The organism is Nocardioides sp. F233 (genome assembly GCF_057813895.1).
Genome location: NZ_JBVASH010000009.1, coordinates 38024 through 55550 on the forward strand (window position 1 = coordinate 38024; position 17527 = coordinate 55550).

The window sequence follows — 17527 nt, forward strand, 5'->3', positions numbered from 1 at the left end:
GTCCATCGTGCCAAGTCCGCGCGCGACGCGCGCGCCCGGTCCGCGACTCAAGCCGCGCTCAGGCACCGCGGCGTACGTCGGCGGGCGACCAGAACGCCCGCATGCTCGTGATCAGGCCGTCCTCGGAGAAGGTCATCACGTCGATCGGCTCGATCACCGACTGCTCCGCACCAGCACCCGACACGACCCGGAAGCTGAACGCCGCCTCGCTGCCCGCGACCCGGACGGCGAGCAGCTCCGTGGTGCGCTGGCGGGTGGTCAGCACCTCGTAGAACGCCGCGATCTCGTCGGTTCCCTTGCGGGCCGGCGAGCCGACCGGGTCCTCGAGGGTGGCGTCGGCGGCGTACAGGGCGGCGATCTGCGCCCCGCTGGTCGCGTTCGCGATCAGGTCGAGGTAGCGGACGACGGTGGCGCGGATGTCAGCGGTCATGGCCGCATCGTCGACAGTGCAGGGCGTACGACGGGCCGCCGGTCCCGGTCGCCGGGACCTCGAGCGGTCATCCCCGATTTGGCCGGGGCCCGCAGCCGCCGTACCGTTGTCCACTGAAACCTTTAGACCGCCGGTCGTCCGGGCTCCGAGCCCTGACCGAAGGTTCCGCCGAGAGGCGGACGGCCTGCGCAGGGGATCAGAGCAAGAGCTGAGCGCGTCTCGCGCGAGGTCCACGCCCTGAGCGCCTGCGCTCGGGGCGTCCGTCATTTGGCGGAGACTTCGCGGCGGTCTTCCATCCGGAAGGAGACCCATGGCGCGGGCAGACAAGCAGGCCGCCGTCGCGGAGATCGCTGAGTCCTTCAGCGAGTCCGCAGGCGCTGTGCTGACCGAGTACCGCGGTCTCACCGTCAAGGAGCTGCAGGACCTTCGCCGCTCCCTCGGTGCGAACGCCAGCTACGCCGTGGTCAAGAACACGCTGGCCAAGATCGCCGCCAAGGAGGCGGGGATCGACGGCTTCGACGACCTGCTCACCGGCCCGACCGCGATCGCCTTCATCCAGGGCGACGTCGTCGAGGCGGCCAAGGGTCTGCGTGACTTTGCCAAGGCGAACCCCGCCCTTGTGATCAAGGGTGGCGTTCTGGACGGCAACCTCCTCGACGCGAAGGAGATCGCCAAGCTGGCCGATCTCGAGTCGCGCGAGGTGCTCCTGGGCAAGCTGGCGGGCGCGATGCTCGCTTCGCTCAGCCAGGCCGTCTACCTCCTCAACGCCCCGCTCGCCCAGGCTGCCCGGCTCGCCGGCGCCCTGGAGGCGAAGGCGCAGGAGGACCCCTCGATCCTCGCAGGTGGTGCCGGTACGCCGGTCGCCGCCGAGGAGGCTCCGGCTGCCGACGAGGCTGCCGAGGCCCCCGCTGACGAGGCTCCCGCCGCGGACGACGCGGACGCGGCCGCCTCTGACGAGGGCGACACCGCCGAGGCCTGATCGGCCCCGGCGTCACCACCACCTGAAACCCCGGTCCGCGCGCGACGTACGCACGCAGACCACCTGAGAAAGGAACCGCCACCATGGCGAAGCTCACCACCGACGAGCTCCTCGACGCGTTCAAGGAGATGACCCTCATCGAGCTCTCCGAGTTCGTGAAGCAGTTCGAGGAGACCTTCGGCGTCACCGCCGCTGCCCCCGTTGCCGTTGCCGCTGCCCCCGCCGCCGGCGGTGCCGCGGGCGGTGCCGACGAGGCTGCCGCTCAGGACGAGTTCGACGTCGTCCTCGAGGCCGCTGGTGACAAGAAGATCAACGTCATCAAGGAGGTCCGCGCGCTGACCTCCCTCGGCCTCAAGGAGGCGAAGGACCTCGTCGAGGGCGCCCCGAAGGCGATCCTGGAGAAGGTCAACAAGGAGACGGCTGACAAGGCCAAGGAGGCCCTCGAGGGCGCCGGCGCCACCGTCACCCTCAAGTGACCCGTCCCTGAGACGACTCACTCGGTCACGAGGCCGGCAGAGCACTGCTCTGCCGGCCTCGTGCCATTTTTCGCGATGGAGCAGACGGGTCGCTATCACTACTCGTGAGTTGGACGCTAGGTGCTACTCGCCAGTACCTTTCGGGTCTCGGTGGCCGGGTGCGCGTGACGCGTGCCACGGTTGCCGCGTAACGTGCGCCACGCGGTTGCGTTGTTCCTTCGCAGCCGGGGCCGGCGAGCGGACGTAGGGAGAGGGTTGAACATGGGCGTCGACGTACAGGTCACGAACCTGACGAAGCAGTTCGGGAAGCAGCTGATCTGGAAGGGCGTGACGCTGACCCTTCCCGCGGGCGAGATCTCCGTGATGCTGGGCCCGTCGGGCACGGGCAAGTCCGTCTTCCTGAAGGCGCTCATCGGCCTGATCAAGCCCGACGAGGGCTCGATCGTCATCGAGGGAACCGACATCGCCTCCTGCTCCGAGAAGGAGCTCTACGAGATCCGCAAGCTGTTCGGCGTGCTGTTCCAGGACGGCGCGATGTTCGGCTCGATGAACCTCTACGACAACGTCGCCTTCCCGCTGCGCGAGCACACCAAGAAGTCCGAGTCCGCGATCCGTGACATCGTCATGGAGAAGATGGACATGGTCGGTCTGCTCGGCGCCGAGATGAAGCTCCCCGGCGAGATCTCCGGCGGTATGCGCAAGCGTGCCGGCCTGGCCCGCGCCCTGGTGCTCGACCCCGAGATCCTGCTGATCGACGAGCCCGACTCGGGTCTGGACCCGGTGCGTACGTCGTTCATCAACCAGCTCTTCGTCGACCTCAACGCGCAGATCGACGCGACCTTCCTGATCGTCACGCACGACATCCACAGCGTCCGGGTGGTCCCCGACCAGATCGGTCTGCTGTACCACAAGCACCTGGCCATGTACGGCCCGCGCGAGATGCTCCTGTCCTCGGACGAGCCTGTCGTGCGCCAGTTCCTCAACGCGCAGACGATCGGGCCGATCGGCATGTCGGAGGAGAAGGACGCCGACCAGCTGGCAGCCGAGAAGGACATGGACCTGCCGCCGCTGCCGCCGATCCCGCTGCAGATGGAGCCCTCCAACGGCATCCCGCGTCGTGCGCAGGCCGCGCCCGGCGCCTGGTGCCGGGCCAACGGCATCACGCCGCCTCCCGGGTCCTTCACCCGCGAGGCCGAGCACGCATCGGGCAGCCAGCAGCACTGAACCAGCCGGACTCCCGGGGGAACGACACACTAGGACAACGAAAGGGGCGGTAGGTGTCGCTCACTGCTGCGCGCGTGGTCGCCCCACTCGGGACCGCGGGCAAGCTGTTCGCCTTCGCGCTCGACGTGGGGCGGGGCCTGTTCCGTCGTCCGTTCCAGGGCCGGGAGTTCATCCAGCAGGCCTGGTTCATCGCGTCGGTCACGATCATCCCGACCGCCCTCGTGGCGATCCCGTTCGGTGCGGTCATCGCGCTGCAGGTCGGTGGCCTGATCAAGCAGTTCGGCGCCCAGTCCTTCACCGGCTCCGCCTCGGTCCTCGCGGTCATCCAGCAGGCCGGCCCGATCGCGACCGCCCTGCTGATCGCGGGCGCGGGCGGCTCGGCCATCGCGGCCGACCTCGGCGCGCGCAAGATCCGCGAGGAGCTCGACGCCATGATGGTGCTGGGCATCGACCCGATCCAGCGGCTCGTGGTGCCCCGGGTGCTCGCCTGCATGCTCGTCGCGGTCTTCCTCAACGGCATGGTCAGCGTCGTCGGTGTCGCCGGCGGCTACGTGTTCAACGTGATCCTGCAGGACGGTACGCCGGGCGCGTACGTCTCGAGCTTCACCGCCCTCGCCCAGCTGCCCGACGTGTGGATCGGCATGATCAAGGCGCTGGTCTTCGGCCTGATCGCCGCGGTCGTCGCCGCCTACAAGGGCATGAACGCCGGTGGTGGTCCGAAGGGCGTCGGCGACGCGGTCAACGAGTCCGTCGTCATCACCTTCCTGCTCCTGTTCGTCGTCAACTTCACCCTGAGCACGATCTACCTCCAGGTCGTCCCCCCGAAGACGGGTTAGGGGAGCGGACATGGCGAGCATCAAGGCGATCTACGACCGGCCCATGAAGGGCCTGGACAACCTCGGTCACGAGCTGTCCTTCTACATCAAGGTGCTGCTGGCGCTGCCGCGCTCGGTCAAGCGCTACCCGCGCGAGATCCTGCGGATCCTGGCCGAGGTCACCCTCGGCTCGGGCGCCCTGGCGGTCATCGGCGGCACCGTCGGCGTCATTATCGGCATGACCTTCTTCACCGGCGCCCAGGTCGGCCTGTCCGGGTACGCCGCGCTCAACCAGCTCGGCACGGCCGCGTTCGCCGGCTTCGTGTCCGCCTACTTCAACACCCGCGAGATCGCGCCGCTGGTCGCGGGCATCGCGCTCGCGGCGACCGTCGGTTGTGGCTTCACCGCCCAGCTCGGCGCCATGCGCATCTCCGAGGAGATCGATGCCGTCGAGGTGATGGCGATCCCGTCGATGCAGTTCCTGGTGACCACCCGCGTCATCGGCGGACTCGTCGCGATCGTCCCGCTGTACGTCGTCGGCCTGCTGTCGTCGTACGTCGCCAGCCGGCTCGTGGTGACCCAGTTCTACGGTCAGTCGTCCGGCACCTACGACCACTACTTCAACCAGTTCCTGCCACCGGGCGACGTGCTCTGGTCCTTCGGCAAGGTGCTGGTGTTCGCGGTGGTCGTCATCCTGATCCACTGCTACCACGGCTACACCGCTTCGGGCGGGCCTGCAGGCGTGGGTGTCGCGGTGGGCAAGGCGGTGCGGACCAGCATCGTGGCGATCAACGTGATCGACCTCTTCCTGTCGATGGCCATCTGGGGCGCCTCGACCACCGTCAGGCTCGCGGGGTGATCGGCTGATGGACCGGATCCTGTCCGCCCACAAGGCGCTCGGCGTCATCTTCGTGGCGCTGCTGCTGCTCGGCGTGTGGCTCACCTACGCGACCTTCACCAAGAAGTTCACCGACTACGACGAGGTCACCCTCAAGACGTCGTCGATCGGTCTCCAGCTCCCCACCCGCGCGGACGTCAAGGTCCGCGGCGTGATCGTGGGTGAGGTGCTCGAGGCCCGTACGGGCGCCGACGGCGCGGAGCTGAAGCTCGGCATCTACCCCGACAAGATCGGCGTGATCCCGGCCAACGTGACCGGCTCGATCGTGCCGAAGACGCTGTTCGGCGAGAAGTACGTCTCCCTCGTCGTGCCCGACGCGGGCCCGAGCGGCACCATGCGCGCCGGTGCGACCATCGCCCGTACCGAGGTCTCGACCGAGCTCGAGTCGGTCCTCTCCGACCTCTACCCGCTGCTCAACACGGTCCGGCCCGCTGACCTCAACGCGACGCTGACCGCGATCGCGACAGCCCTCGAGGGCCGTGGCGAGCTGATCGGCAAGAACCTCGAGACCCTCGACGGGTACCTCAAGCGGCTCAACCCGCAGATCCCGGCGCTGCTCGAGGACGTCAAGCTGACCGCCGACGTGTCCGACACGTACGCCGACATCCTTCCCCAGGTGGCCCAGATCCTCGACGACACCGTGAAGACCACCGGCACCATCGAGGAGCGGGAGGCGGCGTTGACCGCCACCCTGCGCGACATCCGCAGCTTCTCCGACACCGCGCGGTCCTTCCTCGACGCCAACGCCGAGCGCCTCAAGCGGGCCGGTGAGCTCAGCACGCAGACCCTGACGGCGGTGGCCCGCTACGCGCCGACCATCCCGTGCATGTCCGCCGGCATCGTCAAGGCCCAGGGCCGTCTGGCCGAGGCGTTCCGCGGCTTCGAGCTCCACATCGTGCTCGAGACGCTGCAGGACCAGCCGCGCAAGTACACCGCGGCCGACCGGCCGAAGTTCGGCGACGACCGCGGCCCCGACTGCCTCGGCCTGCCGGACATCCCCTACAGCCAGGACAACCCGTTCCCGCCGCTGCCGCACCTCAACGACGGCATGAACGGCAACACCGGCAAGGGCAACCTCCGTCCGGCCCCGACCGGCTACACCGGGAGCCCCGACGACGTGACCGCCCTGCGCGGTGCGCTCGACCAGGAGTACGGCAGCGACGCCGACCTCACCGTCCTGCTGGCCGGTCCCCTCGTCGCGGGAGGCGCCCGATGAGCGTGCGCGGCCTCGACAAGAAGACCAGCGGCGACCTGATCCGCCTGGTCGTGTTCATGGTGACCACGGCCCTCGCCACGAGCGTCCTGATCATCACGATCGGCAACCTGTCCTTCGGCTCGACGAAGGAGTACGCCGCCGACTTCTCCGACGCGACCGGCGTCAACAAGGGCGACGACATCCGGATCGCGGGCGTCAAGGTCGGCACGGTCCAGAAGGTCGCGATCGTCGAGGCCCAGCGGGCCCGGGTGACCTTCACCGTCGACGCCGACACCAGGCTCGACGACGCCACGCACGCCACGATCAAGTACCGCAACCTGATCGGGCAGCGCTACATCTCGCTGACCCAGCAGGGTGACAGCGGCCAGCAGCTCAAGGAGGACGCCGCGATCCCGGTCGACCGGACCACGCCGGCGCTCGACCTGACCGCGCTGTTCAACGGCTTCAAGCCGCTCTTCCAGGCGCTCTCGCCCGACGACATCAACAAGCTGTCCTACGAGATCGTCCAGGTCTTCCAGGGCGAGGGCGGCACCGTCGAGGGCCTGCTGTCGAGCACCGCGTCGGTCACCCAGACCCTCGCCGATCGCGACAAGGTGATCGGTGAGCTGCTGAGCAACCTCGACTACGTCCTCGACCACGTGGCCGACCGCGACAAGCAGCTGACGAACCTGATCGACAGCTTCCGGACCTTGGTCGGCGGGCTCAACGACGACCGCGAGGCGATCCTCGGCTCCCTCGACTCGATCTCGGACCTGTCGGTGCAGACCGCAGCGCTGGTCACCGACATCAAGGACCCGTTCGTCAAGGACATCAAGGAGCTGCGGAAGGTCGCCGGCACGCTCGACGACAACCGCCAGGAGATCGACCGCGCGCTCCAGGTGCTGCCGATCAAGCTCACCAAGATCGGCCGTACGGCGGTCTACGGCTCGTGGTTCAACTTCTACCTGTGCCACTTCAAGGCCACGATCAAGGTTCCCGGACTCAACAACCCGGTCAGCGCCACCTACGGTGCGACCGCCGACCGCTGCACGCTCGGATGAGGGGAGGACTGACGACATGAAGCCCTTCCGCGAGCGCAACCCCGTGGTGATCGGCGCCGTGAGCATCGCCGTGCTGCTGCTCGGCCTGGTCGCCGCCTTCCGCGCCAACGACCTCCCCCTGATCGGCGGCGGCGACACCTACTACGCCTCCTTCTCGGAGGCCGGCGGCCTCAAGCCGAAGGACGAGGTCCGCATCGCCGGCGTCCGCGTCGGCCAGGTGACGTCGATGGAGCTCGACGGCAACTCGGTCAAGGTCGCCTTCAAGATCAAGACCGATGCCGGGTTCGGCGACGAGACCCGTGCCGACATCAAGGTCAAGACGATCCTCGGCTCGATGTACCTCGCGCTCGACCCGGCCGGCCAGGGCCAGCTGGCCGAGGGCTCGGTCATCCCGGTGGAGCGCACCAGCTCGCCGTACGACGTCGTCGACGCGTTCTCCGGCCTCGCCGAGACGTCGGCCGACATCGACACCGACCAGCTCGCGGGCGCGCTGACCACGCTGGCCGACCTGACCCGCAACACGCCGGAGGAGTTCCGCTCCGCGCTCGACGGCCTCTCGGCGCTCGCCAAGACGGTGGCCTCGCGCGACGACGAGATCAACTCGCTGCTCAAGAACCTCAACCGGGTCTCGACCGTGCTCGACTCGCGCGACGAGGACATCGTCGCGCTGATGAAGGACGCCGACACGCTGTTCACCGCGCTGCTCGCGCGCAAGGAGCAGATCCACCGGCTGCTGGTGTCGACGAGCACGCTCAGCACCAAGCTCACCGGTCTGATCAAGGAGAGCCGCGCCGACCTCAAGCCCGCGCTCGACCACCTCGACTCGGTGCTGCAGGTCGTGAAGAAGAACGAGGACAACCTTGAGGACTCGATCCACCTGATGGCGCCGTTCTACCGCGTGTTCGCGAGCACGCTCGGCAACGGGCCCTGGTTCGACACCTACATCTTCAACCTGCCGCCGGTGCCCGGGACGGTGGGCCAGTGAACGGGGTACGGCGCTGGCTGCCGCTGGCCGTGATCGGGGTCCTGGTCGTCACCGGCCTGGTCTGGATGTTCGGCAGCGGCGGCAACGACAAGACCGTGACCGCCTACTTCCCGCGAGCCGTGTCGGTCTACGAGGGCAGCGAGGTCCGGATCCTCGGCATCCCGGTCGGCCAGGTCCGTGAGGTCGTCCCCGAGGGCACCAAGGTCAAGGTCGTCATGGCCTACGACTCCGACATCAAGGTGCCGGCCGACGCCGATGCCGTCATCGTGTCGCCCTCCGTGGTCGGTGACCGCTACATCCAGCTCTCGCCGGCCTTTGAGGACGGCGACAAGGTGATGGCCGACAACACCGTCATCGACGCGACCAAGACCGCGATCCCGCTGGAGCTCGACGAGATCTACGGCAGCATCGACAAGCTGACCGTGGCGCTCGGTCCCGAGGGTGCCAACAAGGACGGTGCGCTCAGCGACCTGCTCGAGCAGACCGCGAAGAACTTCGGCGGCCAGGGTGCCCAGTTCCACCAGACCATCCAGGACTTCGGCCAGCTGAGCGAGACGCTCGACAACAACAAGGACGACCTGTTCGAGTCGGCCAAGCAGCTCGAGTCCTTCCTCAAGACGCTGGCCGACAACGACACCACGGTGCGCGGCTTCAGCAAGTCCCTCGGCGACGTCTCCACGCTGCTGGCCGACGAGCGCCAGGAGCTGACGACCGCCCTGTCGAACCTCGGTACGGCGCTCGACCAGGTCGCGCGGTTCGTGAAGCGCAACCGTGCGGTGCTGGGGCGCAACATCCGTGACGTCAACCGCGTTGCCAAGGTGCTGGTGCGCCAGCGCGGTGCGCTCGACGAGCTGCTGCAGGCCGGTCCGCTGGCGATCACGAACCTGTACCACACGTACAACCCCAAGGACGGCACGCTCGACACCAACGCCAACCTGGGCAACATCCTGCACGAGCTGACGTCCAACCCGTCGGCCGTGGTCTGCGCCCTCGTGTCCGGCGCGGACGCCAACGGCAACATCTGCAACCTGATCGAGAAGCTGCTGCCGCGCAGCGCCCCGTTCGGCACCGGCTCCTGGTACGGCCAGCCCTACGACCCGACGCTCAACGGCCTGGTGGAGGTGGACCGATGACCCGCCGTACCGGCCTCCGCACCCGCCTGCGGGCCGGCGTCGCGCTGCTCGCCGGCGCGCTGCTGCTCACCGGCTGCGACTTCGACGTCTACGAGCTGCCGCTCCCGGGTGGCGCCGACACCGGCAAGGACCCGATCACGGTCAGCGTCCGCTTCGACGACGTGCTCGACCTGGTCCCCAAGTCGTCGGTCAAGGTCAACGACGTCGCCGTCGGCCAGGTCACCGAGGTCCGCCTCGACGGCTACCAGGCCGTGGTCACCCTCGAGCTGCGCAAGGACGTCGACCTTCCCGACAACCCGGTCGCCTCGATCCGCCAGACCAGCCTGCTGGGCGAGAAGTTCGTCTCCCTGTCCGCCCCGACGACCGGCGCGCAGGGCCGTCTGTCCAACGGTGACGTGATCAAGGACGGTGGGCGCAACCCGGAGGTCGAGGAGGTCCTGGGCGCGCTCAGCCTGGTCCTCAACGGCGGCGGCATCGCCCAGCTCAAGACCATCTCCACCGAGCTCAACCTCGCCCTCGAGGGCCGGGAGGACTCCGCGAAGTCGGTGCTCACCCAGGTCTCGTCGCTGATGGGCCAGCTCGACCAGCGCAAGCAGGACATCGTCCACGCCATCGAGTCGGTCAACCGGCTCGCGGTGACCGCCAAGCAGCACCAGGCGAGCATCGACCGGGCGTTGGAGGAGCTGCCGAGCGCGCTCGACTCGCTCGACCGGCAGCGTGCCGACCTGGTCAAGATGCTCGACGGGCTCACCCAGCTCAGCGACGTCGGGGTCCGGGTCATCAACACCACGAAGACCGCCACGATCGACACCTTGAAGATGCTCGACCCGGTGCTCTTCCAGATCGCCCAGGCCGGGGACAACTTCGCGAAGGGCTTCAGCACCTTCCTGACCTACCCGTTCATCGACGAGTCCGTCGGCCGCGACCCCCAGGTCGCCCGCAACCTCCACATGGGCGACTACGTCAACCTGTCGATCGACCTCGCGCTCGACATCGGCAACCTGAAGCTGCCCGACCTCGTGTGCATCGCGACCGACCAGCTGCCGGACCTGCCGCTCGACGTGCTGATCGACCTGAAGACGTTGTGCCCGGCCGCGACGCAGACCCTGCAGACCTGCCTGAAGACGCCCCCCGACCCGCAGGCCTGCCTCAAGCTGCCGGGGGCCCTGCTCGACAACGTCTGCCAGGCCGTCAAGCTGCTCTGCGGCCTGACCGGCGGGGCCAAGACCGGCGCCACGGCCAACAGCCCGAACGCCTCCGGCAACCCGCTGGGCACCCTGCTGTCGACCGTGCTCCGCGGCGGCGGGCTCGGCCGGCCGGCCCCGGGCGGCGACAGCGAGGCGGACGTCATGTGGCGCGACTTCGACACGACGTACGACTCCAGCGTGGTCAGCCTGTACGCCGCACCACTGGTCGCGAGCCGCCAGCTCGAGGAGAAGGGGAGGTCGGCGAAGTGATCACCCGTCGTACCCGCATCCAGCTCGTCGTCTTCGCGATCATCACGCTGCTCGGCGTCACCTTCGTGGGCGCCCGCTACGCCAAGCTCGACCGCCTGGTCGTCGACCGCAGCTACACGGTCACCGCCCACTACCCGCAGTCCGGCGGCATCTTCACCGGTGCCGAGGTGACCTACCGCGGTGTCGGCATCGGCACCGTCGGCGACCTGGTCCTCACCGACGAGGGCGTCGACGTGAAGCTCGACATCGACAAGAAGTGGGACAAGATCCCCAGCGACGCCCGCGCGCTCGTCGGCAACCGCTCGGCGGTCGGTGAGCAGTACGTCGAGCTGCAGCCCCTCAAGGACGGCGGGCCGTACCTGCGGGAGGGCTCCCAGATCTCCGACGTCGCGACGCCGCTCGCGACCGAGAAGCTCCTCGGTGACCTGTCCGCCACGGTCTCCAGCGTCGACCGCGAGGCCCTGAGCACCACGGTCCACGAGCTCGGCGAGGCCTTCGCCGGCACCGGGCCGGACCTCCAGCGGATCATCGACACCGGCAACTCGTTCATCGAGACCGCCGACGAGAACTTCGACCTGACCACCGCCCTGATCAAGGACAGCAACACGGTCCTCCAGGGCCAGGTGGCCTCCGAGTCGTCGCTGCGGACCTTCGCCCAGCAGCTCTCGCTGTTCAGCTCGGCGCTCGCCGGAGCCGACCCGGCGCTGCGCAAGGTGATCGACTCGGGCTCGGTCGCCGCGACCCAGCTGCGGACCTTCCTCGAGCAGAACGGCGTCGAGCTCAGTGAGCTGCTCGCCAACCTGGTCGCGACCGGCGAGGTCGTCGTCAAGCACCTCGACGCGCTCAAGCAGATGCTGGTCGTCTACCCGTACGCCGTCGGCGCGGGCCAGGTCGTCGTCGGCCGCAAGTCCAAGCAGGACGGCGGCAGCGGATTCTGGGACGCCCACTTCGGCCTGATCCTGTCGCCGACCAGCACCCCCTGCTACGCGGGCTACCTCAAGTCCCGCCGCAACCCGGAGTCCGACCGTGGCAACGCCCCGATGCCCGACGACGTGGGCTGCACCGAGCCGATCACGAAGAGCAATCCCCGTGGTCCGCAGAACCTGCCCCGGGTCGCGCCGGGCGTCCAGGGCTACGACGTGGGCGTCCGCGTGGACCCCACGACGGGCAGGCTGGAGTGGGGCGTGACGGCCCAGGACCAGGCGTGGTCCGACGCGCGCGGTAACGTGGCGCCGCCGTCGCTGGGGAAGGATTCGTGGAAGTGGCTCTACCTCCAACCGCTGCTCGACCCCACCACCCGGTGAGCACGTCGAGGCGCATCGCGTGAAGGGCACCAGTGCCGCGCTCCGCTGGAGCGTGATCGGGCTGCTGCTCGGTGTCGTCGTCGCTGCGCTCGGCGTCAGCGTGTGGACGCTCGCCGACAAGGCCGTTCCCGGCAACCCCGGCAAGAAGCTCGACTCGCTGCTCGACCCGCCGCGCGACGAGTCCGCCGACCGCGAGAAGGTGCTGGCCGCCGGCCGCACCTTCGTGCAGCGGTTCAACACCTACGGTCCCGACCTGCTCGACAGCGCCGGCAAGATGCCCGACTACGCGGCTGTCGGCAAGCTGATGACCGCGAAGTTCCGCACCGTCTTCGACAAGAACGTCGGGTACGCCGAGGAGACGGTCAAGCAGACCCAGATCGACCGCAAGGGCACCCCGTACGCCGTCGGCGTCGCCAGCATCGACGAGGACTCCGCCGAGCTGCTGGTCGCCGGCGTCGTCCAGTTCGCCTACCCCTCGCCGGCCGACGGCAGCGAGCAGGTCCAGCTCGAGCCGCTGCGGTTCCGTTACGAGGTGTCGCTGGTCAAGCAGCACGGCACCTGGCTGGTCGACGACCTCGACGACCTCGACGACCAGCTCCCGTCCTTCGGCGAGGCCTCGATCCCCGAGGGCGGCGCCACCGGAGGCCAGCCGTCCGGGCAGCCCTCGGGCCAGCCGTCGACCGAGCCGTCCGGTGCGGCCACGCCGTCGCAGGGCACGGGGGAGGGCCAGTGAGCACCAACCTCTACGACCTCCTCGACGTCGAGGAGAGCGCCACCGAGGACCAGATCCGCGCCGCGTGGAAGACCGCGATCGCGGACCTCGACCCGACCGAGCGCCGCTTCCGCGCCTACAGCGACGCCGCCGGCGTGCTGCTCGACACCGACAAGCGCGCGGCCTACGACGCCGAGCTGGCTGCCGAGCGCGCCGCCGCGGAGCCCGACCCGGCGCCGGCGGTCGACCTCAGCAAGACGACCCCGGCCGACCAGCCCGCCGACGACACCGGCCAAGCGGCCGGCGACGCCGATGACGCCGATGAGGCGGCCCCCGCCCGCGGGGACGGCCCGGGCGTGGTCGCCCTGGCCGCGGCTGCCGTGGCCGCGGTCCTCTCGGTCGCGGTGGCGATCGTCCTCGTGCTGACCCCCGGCGCGAGCGGCGAGCACTCCGCCAAGCAGCTGGCCGCGAGCAACCTCCGGGTCGATCGGGCGGCGGTCGACGCCGAGGCCGCGGCCGAGCAGATGGTCTCTCCGGTGCTGTCCTACAGCCACAAGTCGATGGCCGCCGACCTCGACCGGCGTGCGCAGTACATGACCAAGGCGTTCCAGGCGAAGACCGAGCGCAGCTGGCCGGAGATCACCAAGGAGGCCGAGTCCCAGCAGGTCGAGGTCGAGGCCAAGTCGGCCGGTGCCGCGCTGACCAGGGTGAGCTCGAACGGCAAGCGGGCGACGGTCGTGGTGTTCATCGACCAGTACGTCACCAAGGCCGACCAGCAGCCGTTCGTGCTGCGGATGTGGGCCACCTTCCTGCTGGTCAAGGCTTCGGGCAGCGAGTCGACGTGGCTCCTCGACGACCTGTGCACCGACGACCGCTGCGACAAGTGATCCACCGGAGGTCGAGGAGGTCGCGCAGCGTCACCGGTGGTCGAGGAGGTCGCGCAGCGACCGTCACGAGACCCCTGGCCCTGCTCTCGCCACCTGTCGTTCGACAGTTCCGGAAGCACCTCACCTGGTCTCGAGACGCGCCACGACCTCGCTTGCTTCGCGGCGCGAGCTCGTCGGCACTCCTCGACCTGCGCCCGTTGTCCGCGGGCTCGCAGGCTCGCCCGCGGCGGGCTTGACCTCGGCGCCCGCTCCGAGCATGATCGGCGCACCGGATTCCGCCGGCCACCGACGGGACCGCTCCTCGGCTGTGTGAAGTTGCGCAGCCGACATTGTGGAGCGCTCACGTGTCGTGTATCGTGGCTCCTTGCGCCTACCCTCAGATGCGCTTCGGCCTGCCCGGTGGCCGATGACGTGGTGGGTCAGGGCGCTCTCGAAGAGTCGAACCGTCGAAGGACAACTCTTGGCCGCGCGCACCACCCCCGGTAAGTCCCGCATCTCCTTTGCGAAGATCCAGGAGCCGATGGCGCTCCCGAAGCTTCTCTCGCTCCAGACCGACAGCTTCGACTGGCTGGTCGGCAACGATGCCCACAAGTCCCGGATCGAGGCCCGCCGGGCCGAGGGCCAGGACGCCTCCGACAAGTCCGGGCTCGAGGAGATCTTCGAGGAGATCTCCCCGATCGAGGACTTCTCCGAGACGATGTCGCTCTCGTTCGAGAGCCCGGTCTTCTACGACCCGAAGTACACCGTCGACGAGTGCAAGGAGAAGGACCTCACCTACTCCGCCCCGCTCTACGTCTCCGCCGAGTTCACCAACAACGAGACCGGTGAGATCAAGGGTCAGACAGTCTTCATGGGCGACTTCCCGCTCATGACCCCCAAGGGCACCTTCGTCATCAACGGCACCGAGCGCGTCGTCGTCTCGCAGCTCGTCCGCTCGCCGGGTGTCTACTTCGAGCGCACCGCCGACAAGACGTCCGACAAGGACATCTTCACGGCCAAGCTGATCCCGAGCCGCGGCGCGTGGCTGGAGTTCGAGATCGACAAGCGCGACATGGTCGGCGTCCGCCTCGACCGCAAGCGCAAGCAGAACGTCACGGTCCTGCTCAAGGCCCTCCAGGCCATCGCCGAGGACACCGGCGAGGAGTACGACTACGAGGCCGTCATGGCCGACCTGCGTCAGTACGAGTCGATCCAGCTGACCGAGGAGAAGGACAACACCCAGGGGCCGGACGACGCGCTGCTGGACATCTACCGCAAGCTGCGCCCGGGCGAGCCGCCGACGCGTGAGGCCGCGCTGACGCTGCTGAAGAACTACTACTTCAACCCGAAGCGCTACGACCTGGCCAAGGTCGGCCGCTACAAGGTCAACAAGAAGCTCGGCTCGCACGAGGCCTTCGACCAGCAGACGATGACGATCGCCGACATGGTCGCGACCATCAAGTACATCGTCCAGCTGCACAACAACGACCAGTACGTCACCGCCATCGGTGGCGAGATCCGCACCGACGCCGACGGCAAGGACCTCCCGGTCTCCGCCGACGACATCGACCACTTCGGCAACCGCCGCATGCGCACGGTCGGCGAGCTGATCCAGAACCAGCTCCGCACCGGCCTGGCCCGCATGGAGCGCGTGGTCCGCGAGCGGATGACGACCCAGGACGTCGAGGCGATCACGCCGCAGTCCCTGATCAACATCCGTCCCGTGGTCGCGGCGCTGAAGGAGTTCTTCGGCACCTCGCAGCTCTCGCAGTTCATGGACCAGACCAACCCGATCGCGGGCCTGACGCACAAGCGTCGCCTCTCCGCGCTCGGCCCGGGTGGTCTGTCCCGTGACCGCGCCGGCATGGAGGTCCGTGACGTCCACCCGTCGCACTACGGCCGCATGTGCCCGATCGAGACGCCGGAAGGCCCGAACATCGGTCTGATCGGCTCGCTGGCCTCCTACGGCCGGATCAACCCGTTCGGGTTCGTCGAGACGCCCTACCGCAAGGTCGAGGGTGGCCGGGTCACCGACCAGATCGACTACCTCACCGCTGACGACGAGGACCGCTACGTCATCGCGCAGGCCAACGCCGTGCTCGACGACAACGGCAACTTCGTCGAGGACCGGGTGCTGGTGCGCCTGCGCCAGGGCGAGGTCTCCGAGATCCCGGGCGACGAGGTCGACTACATGGACGTCTCGCCGCGCCAGATGGTGTCGGTCGCGACCGCCCTGATCCCGTTCCTCGAGCACGACGACGCCAACCGCGCGCTCATGGGCGCCAACATGCAGCGTCAGGCCGTCCCGCTCATCCGCAGCGACAGCCCGATCGTCGGCACCGGCATCGAGTTCCGTGCCGCGGTCGACGCCGGTGACGTCGTCGTCGCGACCAAGGCGGGCGTGGTCAAGGAGGTCTCCGCCGACCTCGTCGAGACCATGAACGACGACGGCACCTACTCGTCGTACCGCCTCGCGAAGTTCAAGCGCTCCAACCAGGGCACCTGCATCAACCAGCGTCCGCTGGTCGAGGCGGGCGACCGGGTCGAGGCCGGTTCGCCGATCGCCGACGGTCCGTGCACCGACATGGCCGAGATGGCGCTGGGCACCAACCTGCTCGTGGCGTTCATGCCGTGGGAGGGCCACAACTACGAGGACGCGATCATCCTCAGCCAGCGCCTGGTGCAGGAGGACGTCCTCACCTCGATCCACATCGAGGAGCACGAGGTCGACGCCCGCGACACCAAGCTGGGCCCGGAGGAGATCACCCGCGACATCCCGAACGTCAGCGAGGAGATGCTCGCCGACCTCGACGAGCGCGGCATCATCCGGATCGGCGCCGAGGTGTCGACCGGTGACATCCTCGTCGGCAAGGTCACGCCCAAGGGTGAGACCGAGCTGACCCCCGAGGAGCGCCTGCTCCGCGCGATCTTCGGTGAGAAGGCGCGCGAGGTCCGCGACACCTCGATGAAGGTGCCGCACGGTGAGTCCGGCACGGTCATCGGCGTCCGCGTCTTCGACCGCGAGGAGGGCGACGAGCTCCCGCCGGGTGTCAACCAGCTGGTCCGCGTCTACGTCGCGCAGAAGCGCAAGATCTCCGTGGGTGACAAGCTCGCCGGCCGTCACGGCAACAAGGGCGTCATCGCGAAGATCCTGCCGATCGAGGACATGCCGTTCATGGAGGACGGCACGCCGGTCGACGTCGTGCTCAACCCGCTGGGTGTGCCGCGACGCATGAACATCGGCCAGATCCTCGAGCTGCACCTCGGCTGGCTCGGCAAGCAGGGCTGGCACCTCGGTGCCGACGTCGCCGACGAGGACTGGGCCAAGCGCCTGACCGCGATCGGTGCCGACAAGGCCGAGCCGAACACGAAGCTGGCCACGCCGGTCTTCGACGGTGCGCGCGAGGACGAGATCACCGGCCTGCTCGGTCAGACCCTGCCCAACCGCGACGGTGTGCGGATGGTCAAGGAGACCGGCAAGGCCAGCCTCTTCGACGGCCGCTCCGGTGAGCCGTTCAAGAGCCCGGTCTCGGTCGGCTACATGTACATCCTCAAGCTCCACCACCTGGTCGACGACAAGATCCACGCGCGTTCGACCGGCCCCTACTCGATGATCACGCAGCAGCCGCTGGGCGGTAAGGCCCAGTTCGGTGGCCAGCGGTTCGGTGAGATGGAGGTCTGGGCGATGGAGGCGTACGGCGCCGCCTACGCCCTGCAGGAGCTGCTGACCATCAAGTCCGACGACGTGCCCGGTCGCGTCAAGGTCTACGAGGCGATCGTCAAGGGCGAGAACATCCCCGACTCGGGCATCCCGGAGTCGTTCAAGGTTCTCGTCAAGGAGATGCAGTCGCTGTGCCTCAACGTGGAGGTGCTGTCGCAGGACGGCTCCACCATCGAGATGCGCGACGCCGACGAGGACGTCTTCCGCGCTGCGGAGGAGCTGGGCATCGACCTGTCCCGTCGCGAGAACCCCTCCGTCGAAGAAGTCTGAG

Annotated in this window: 15 protein-coding genes; 14 read left to right on the plus strand and 1 reads right to left on the minus strand. The window is 68.6% G+C overall.

All coding sequences use genetic code 11. The features are described from left to right. Positions 1 to 58: 58 nt before the first annotated feature. Positions 59 to 430 carry a nuclear transport factor 2 family protein gene (locus ACZYRU_RS25360; RefSeq protein ID WP_488959886.1) on the minus strand — a complete coding sequence of 124 codons (372 nt, stop codon included), beginning with the start codon at positions 428 to 430 and terminating at the stop codon, positions 59 to 61. Positions 431 to 740: 310 nt separating this feature from the next. Here ACZYRU_RS25360 and rplJ point away from each other — a divergent pair, with 310 nt between their 5' ends. The 14 genes from rplJ to rpoB all read left to right on the plus strand — a co-directional run bounded on the left by rplJ (position 741) and on the right by rpoB (position 17526). After that, positions 741 to 1409 (plus strand): 50S ribosomal protein L10, encoded by a 669-nt coding sequence (gene rplJ / locus ACZYRU_RS25365; protein WP_179729222.1) that lies wholly within the window; start codon positions 741 to 743, stop codon positions 1407 to 1409. Between the two features lie 83 nt (positions 1410 to 1492). Then, positions 1493 to 1885, plus strand: a complete 393-nt coding sequence (rplL, locus tag ACZYRU_RS25370; RefSeq protein WP_367918479.1) for a 50S ribosomal protein L7/L12 — start codon at positions 1493 to 1495, stop codon at positions 1883 to 1885. Positions 1886 to 2146: 261 nt separating this feature from the next. Next, on the plus strand, positions 2147 to 3109 hold the full coding sequence (locus ACZYRU_RS25375) for an ABC transporter ATP-binding protein (protein WP_488959887.1): 963 nt from the start codon (positions 2147 to 2149) through the stop codon (positions 3107 to 3109). 53 nt (positions 3110 to 3162) lie between these two features. Next, a complete protein-coding gene (locus ACZYRU_RS25380) occupies positions 3163 to 3945 on the plus strand; it encodes an MlaE family ABC transporter permease (protein ID WP_141800433.1) in 783 nt (260 codons plus the stop codon). A 10-nt stretch (positions 3946 to 3955) separates the two neighbouring features. Further along, positions 3956 to 4783, plus strand: coding sequence for an MlaE family ABC transporter permease (locus ACZYRU_RS25385; protein ID WP_488959888.1), 828 nt, complete (start codon positions 3956 to 3958; stop codon positions 4781 to 4783). A gap of 7 nt (positions 4784 to 4790) precedes the next feature. After that, positions 4791 to 6038, plus strand: coding sequence for an MCE family protein (locus ACZYRU_RS25390; RefSeq protein ID WP_488959889.1), 1248 nt, complete (start codon positions 4791 to 4793; stop codon positions 6036 to 6038). Continuing rightward, complete coding sequence (locus ACZYRU_RS25395; protein ID WP_488959890.1) at positions 6035 to 7078, plus strand: MCE family protein; 1044 nt, start codon at positions 6035 to 6037, stop codon at positions 7076 to 7078. Before ACZYRU_RS25390 ends, ACZYRU_RS25395 begins: the two co-directional genes overlap by 4 nt. A gap of 16 nt (positions 7079 to 7094) precedes the next feature. Next, entirely contained in the window at positions 7095 to 8063 is a 969-nt protein-coding gene (locus tag ACZYRU_RS25400; protein WP_488959891.1) for an MCE family protein, read from the plus strand. Next, a complete protein-coding gene (locus tag ACZYRU_RS25405) occupies positions 8060 to 9196 on the plus strand; it encodes an MCE family protein (RefSeq protein ID WP_488959892.1) in 1137 nt (378 codons plus the stop codon). Before ACZYRU_RS25400 ends, ACZYRU_RS25405 begins: the two co-directional genes overlap by 4 nt. Beyond that, complete coding sequence (locus ACZYRU_RS25410; RefSeq protein WP_488959893.1) at positions 9193 to 10653, plus strand: MCE family protein; 1461 nt, start codon at positions 9193 to 9195, stop codon at positions 10651 to 10653. Before ACZYRU_RS25405 ends, ACZYRU_RS25410 begins: the two co-directional genes overlap by 4 nt. Continuing rightward, on the plus strand, positions 10650 to 11957 hold the full coding sequence (locus tag ACZYRU_RS25415) for an MCE family protein (protein ID WP_488959894.1): 1308 nt from the start codon (positions 10650 to 10652) through the stop codon (positions 11955 to 11957). The genes ACZYRU_RS25410 and ACZYRU_RS25415 overlap by 4 nt, the downstream gene beginning before the upstream one ends. 19 nt (positions 11958 to 11976) lie before the next feature. After that, positions 11977 to 12690: a hypothetical protein gene (locus tag ACZYRU_RS25420; RefSeq protein ID WP_488959895.1), complete on the plus strand. Its 714-nt coding sequence runs from the start codon at positions 11977 to 11979 to the stop codon at positions 12688 to 12690. Next, the gene (locus ACZYRU_RS25425; protein ID WP_488959896.1) at positions 12687 to 13556 is read left to right on the plus strand and encodes a J domain-containing protein; all 870 of its coding nucleotides are present in this window, start codon (positions 12687 to 12689) and stop codon (positions 13554 to 13556) included. Before ACZYRU_RS25420 ends, ACZYRU_RS25425 begins: the two co-directional genes overlap by 4 nt. Positions 13557 to 14076: 520 nt before the next feature. Then, positions 14077 to 17526, plus strand: coding sequence for a DNA-directed RNA polymerase subunit beta (gene rpoB, locus ACZYRU_RS25430; RefSeq protein ID WP_488959897.1), 3450 nt, complete (start codon positions 14077 to 14079; stop codon positions 17524 to 17526). The last annotated feature ends 1 nt before the right edge of the window (position 17527 follow it).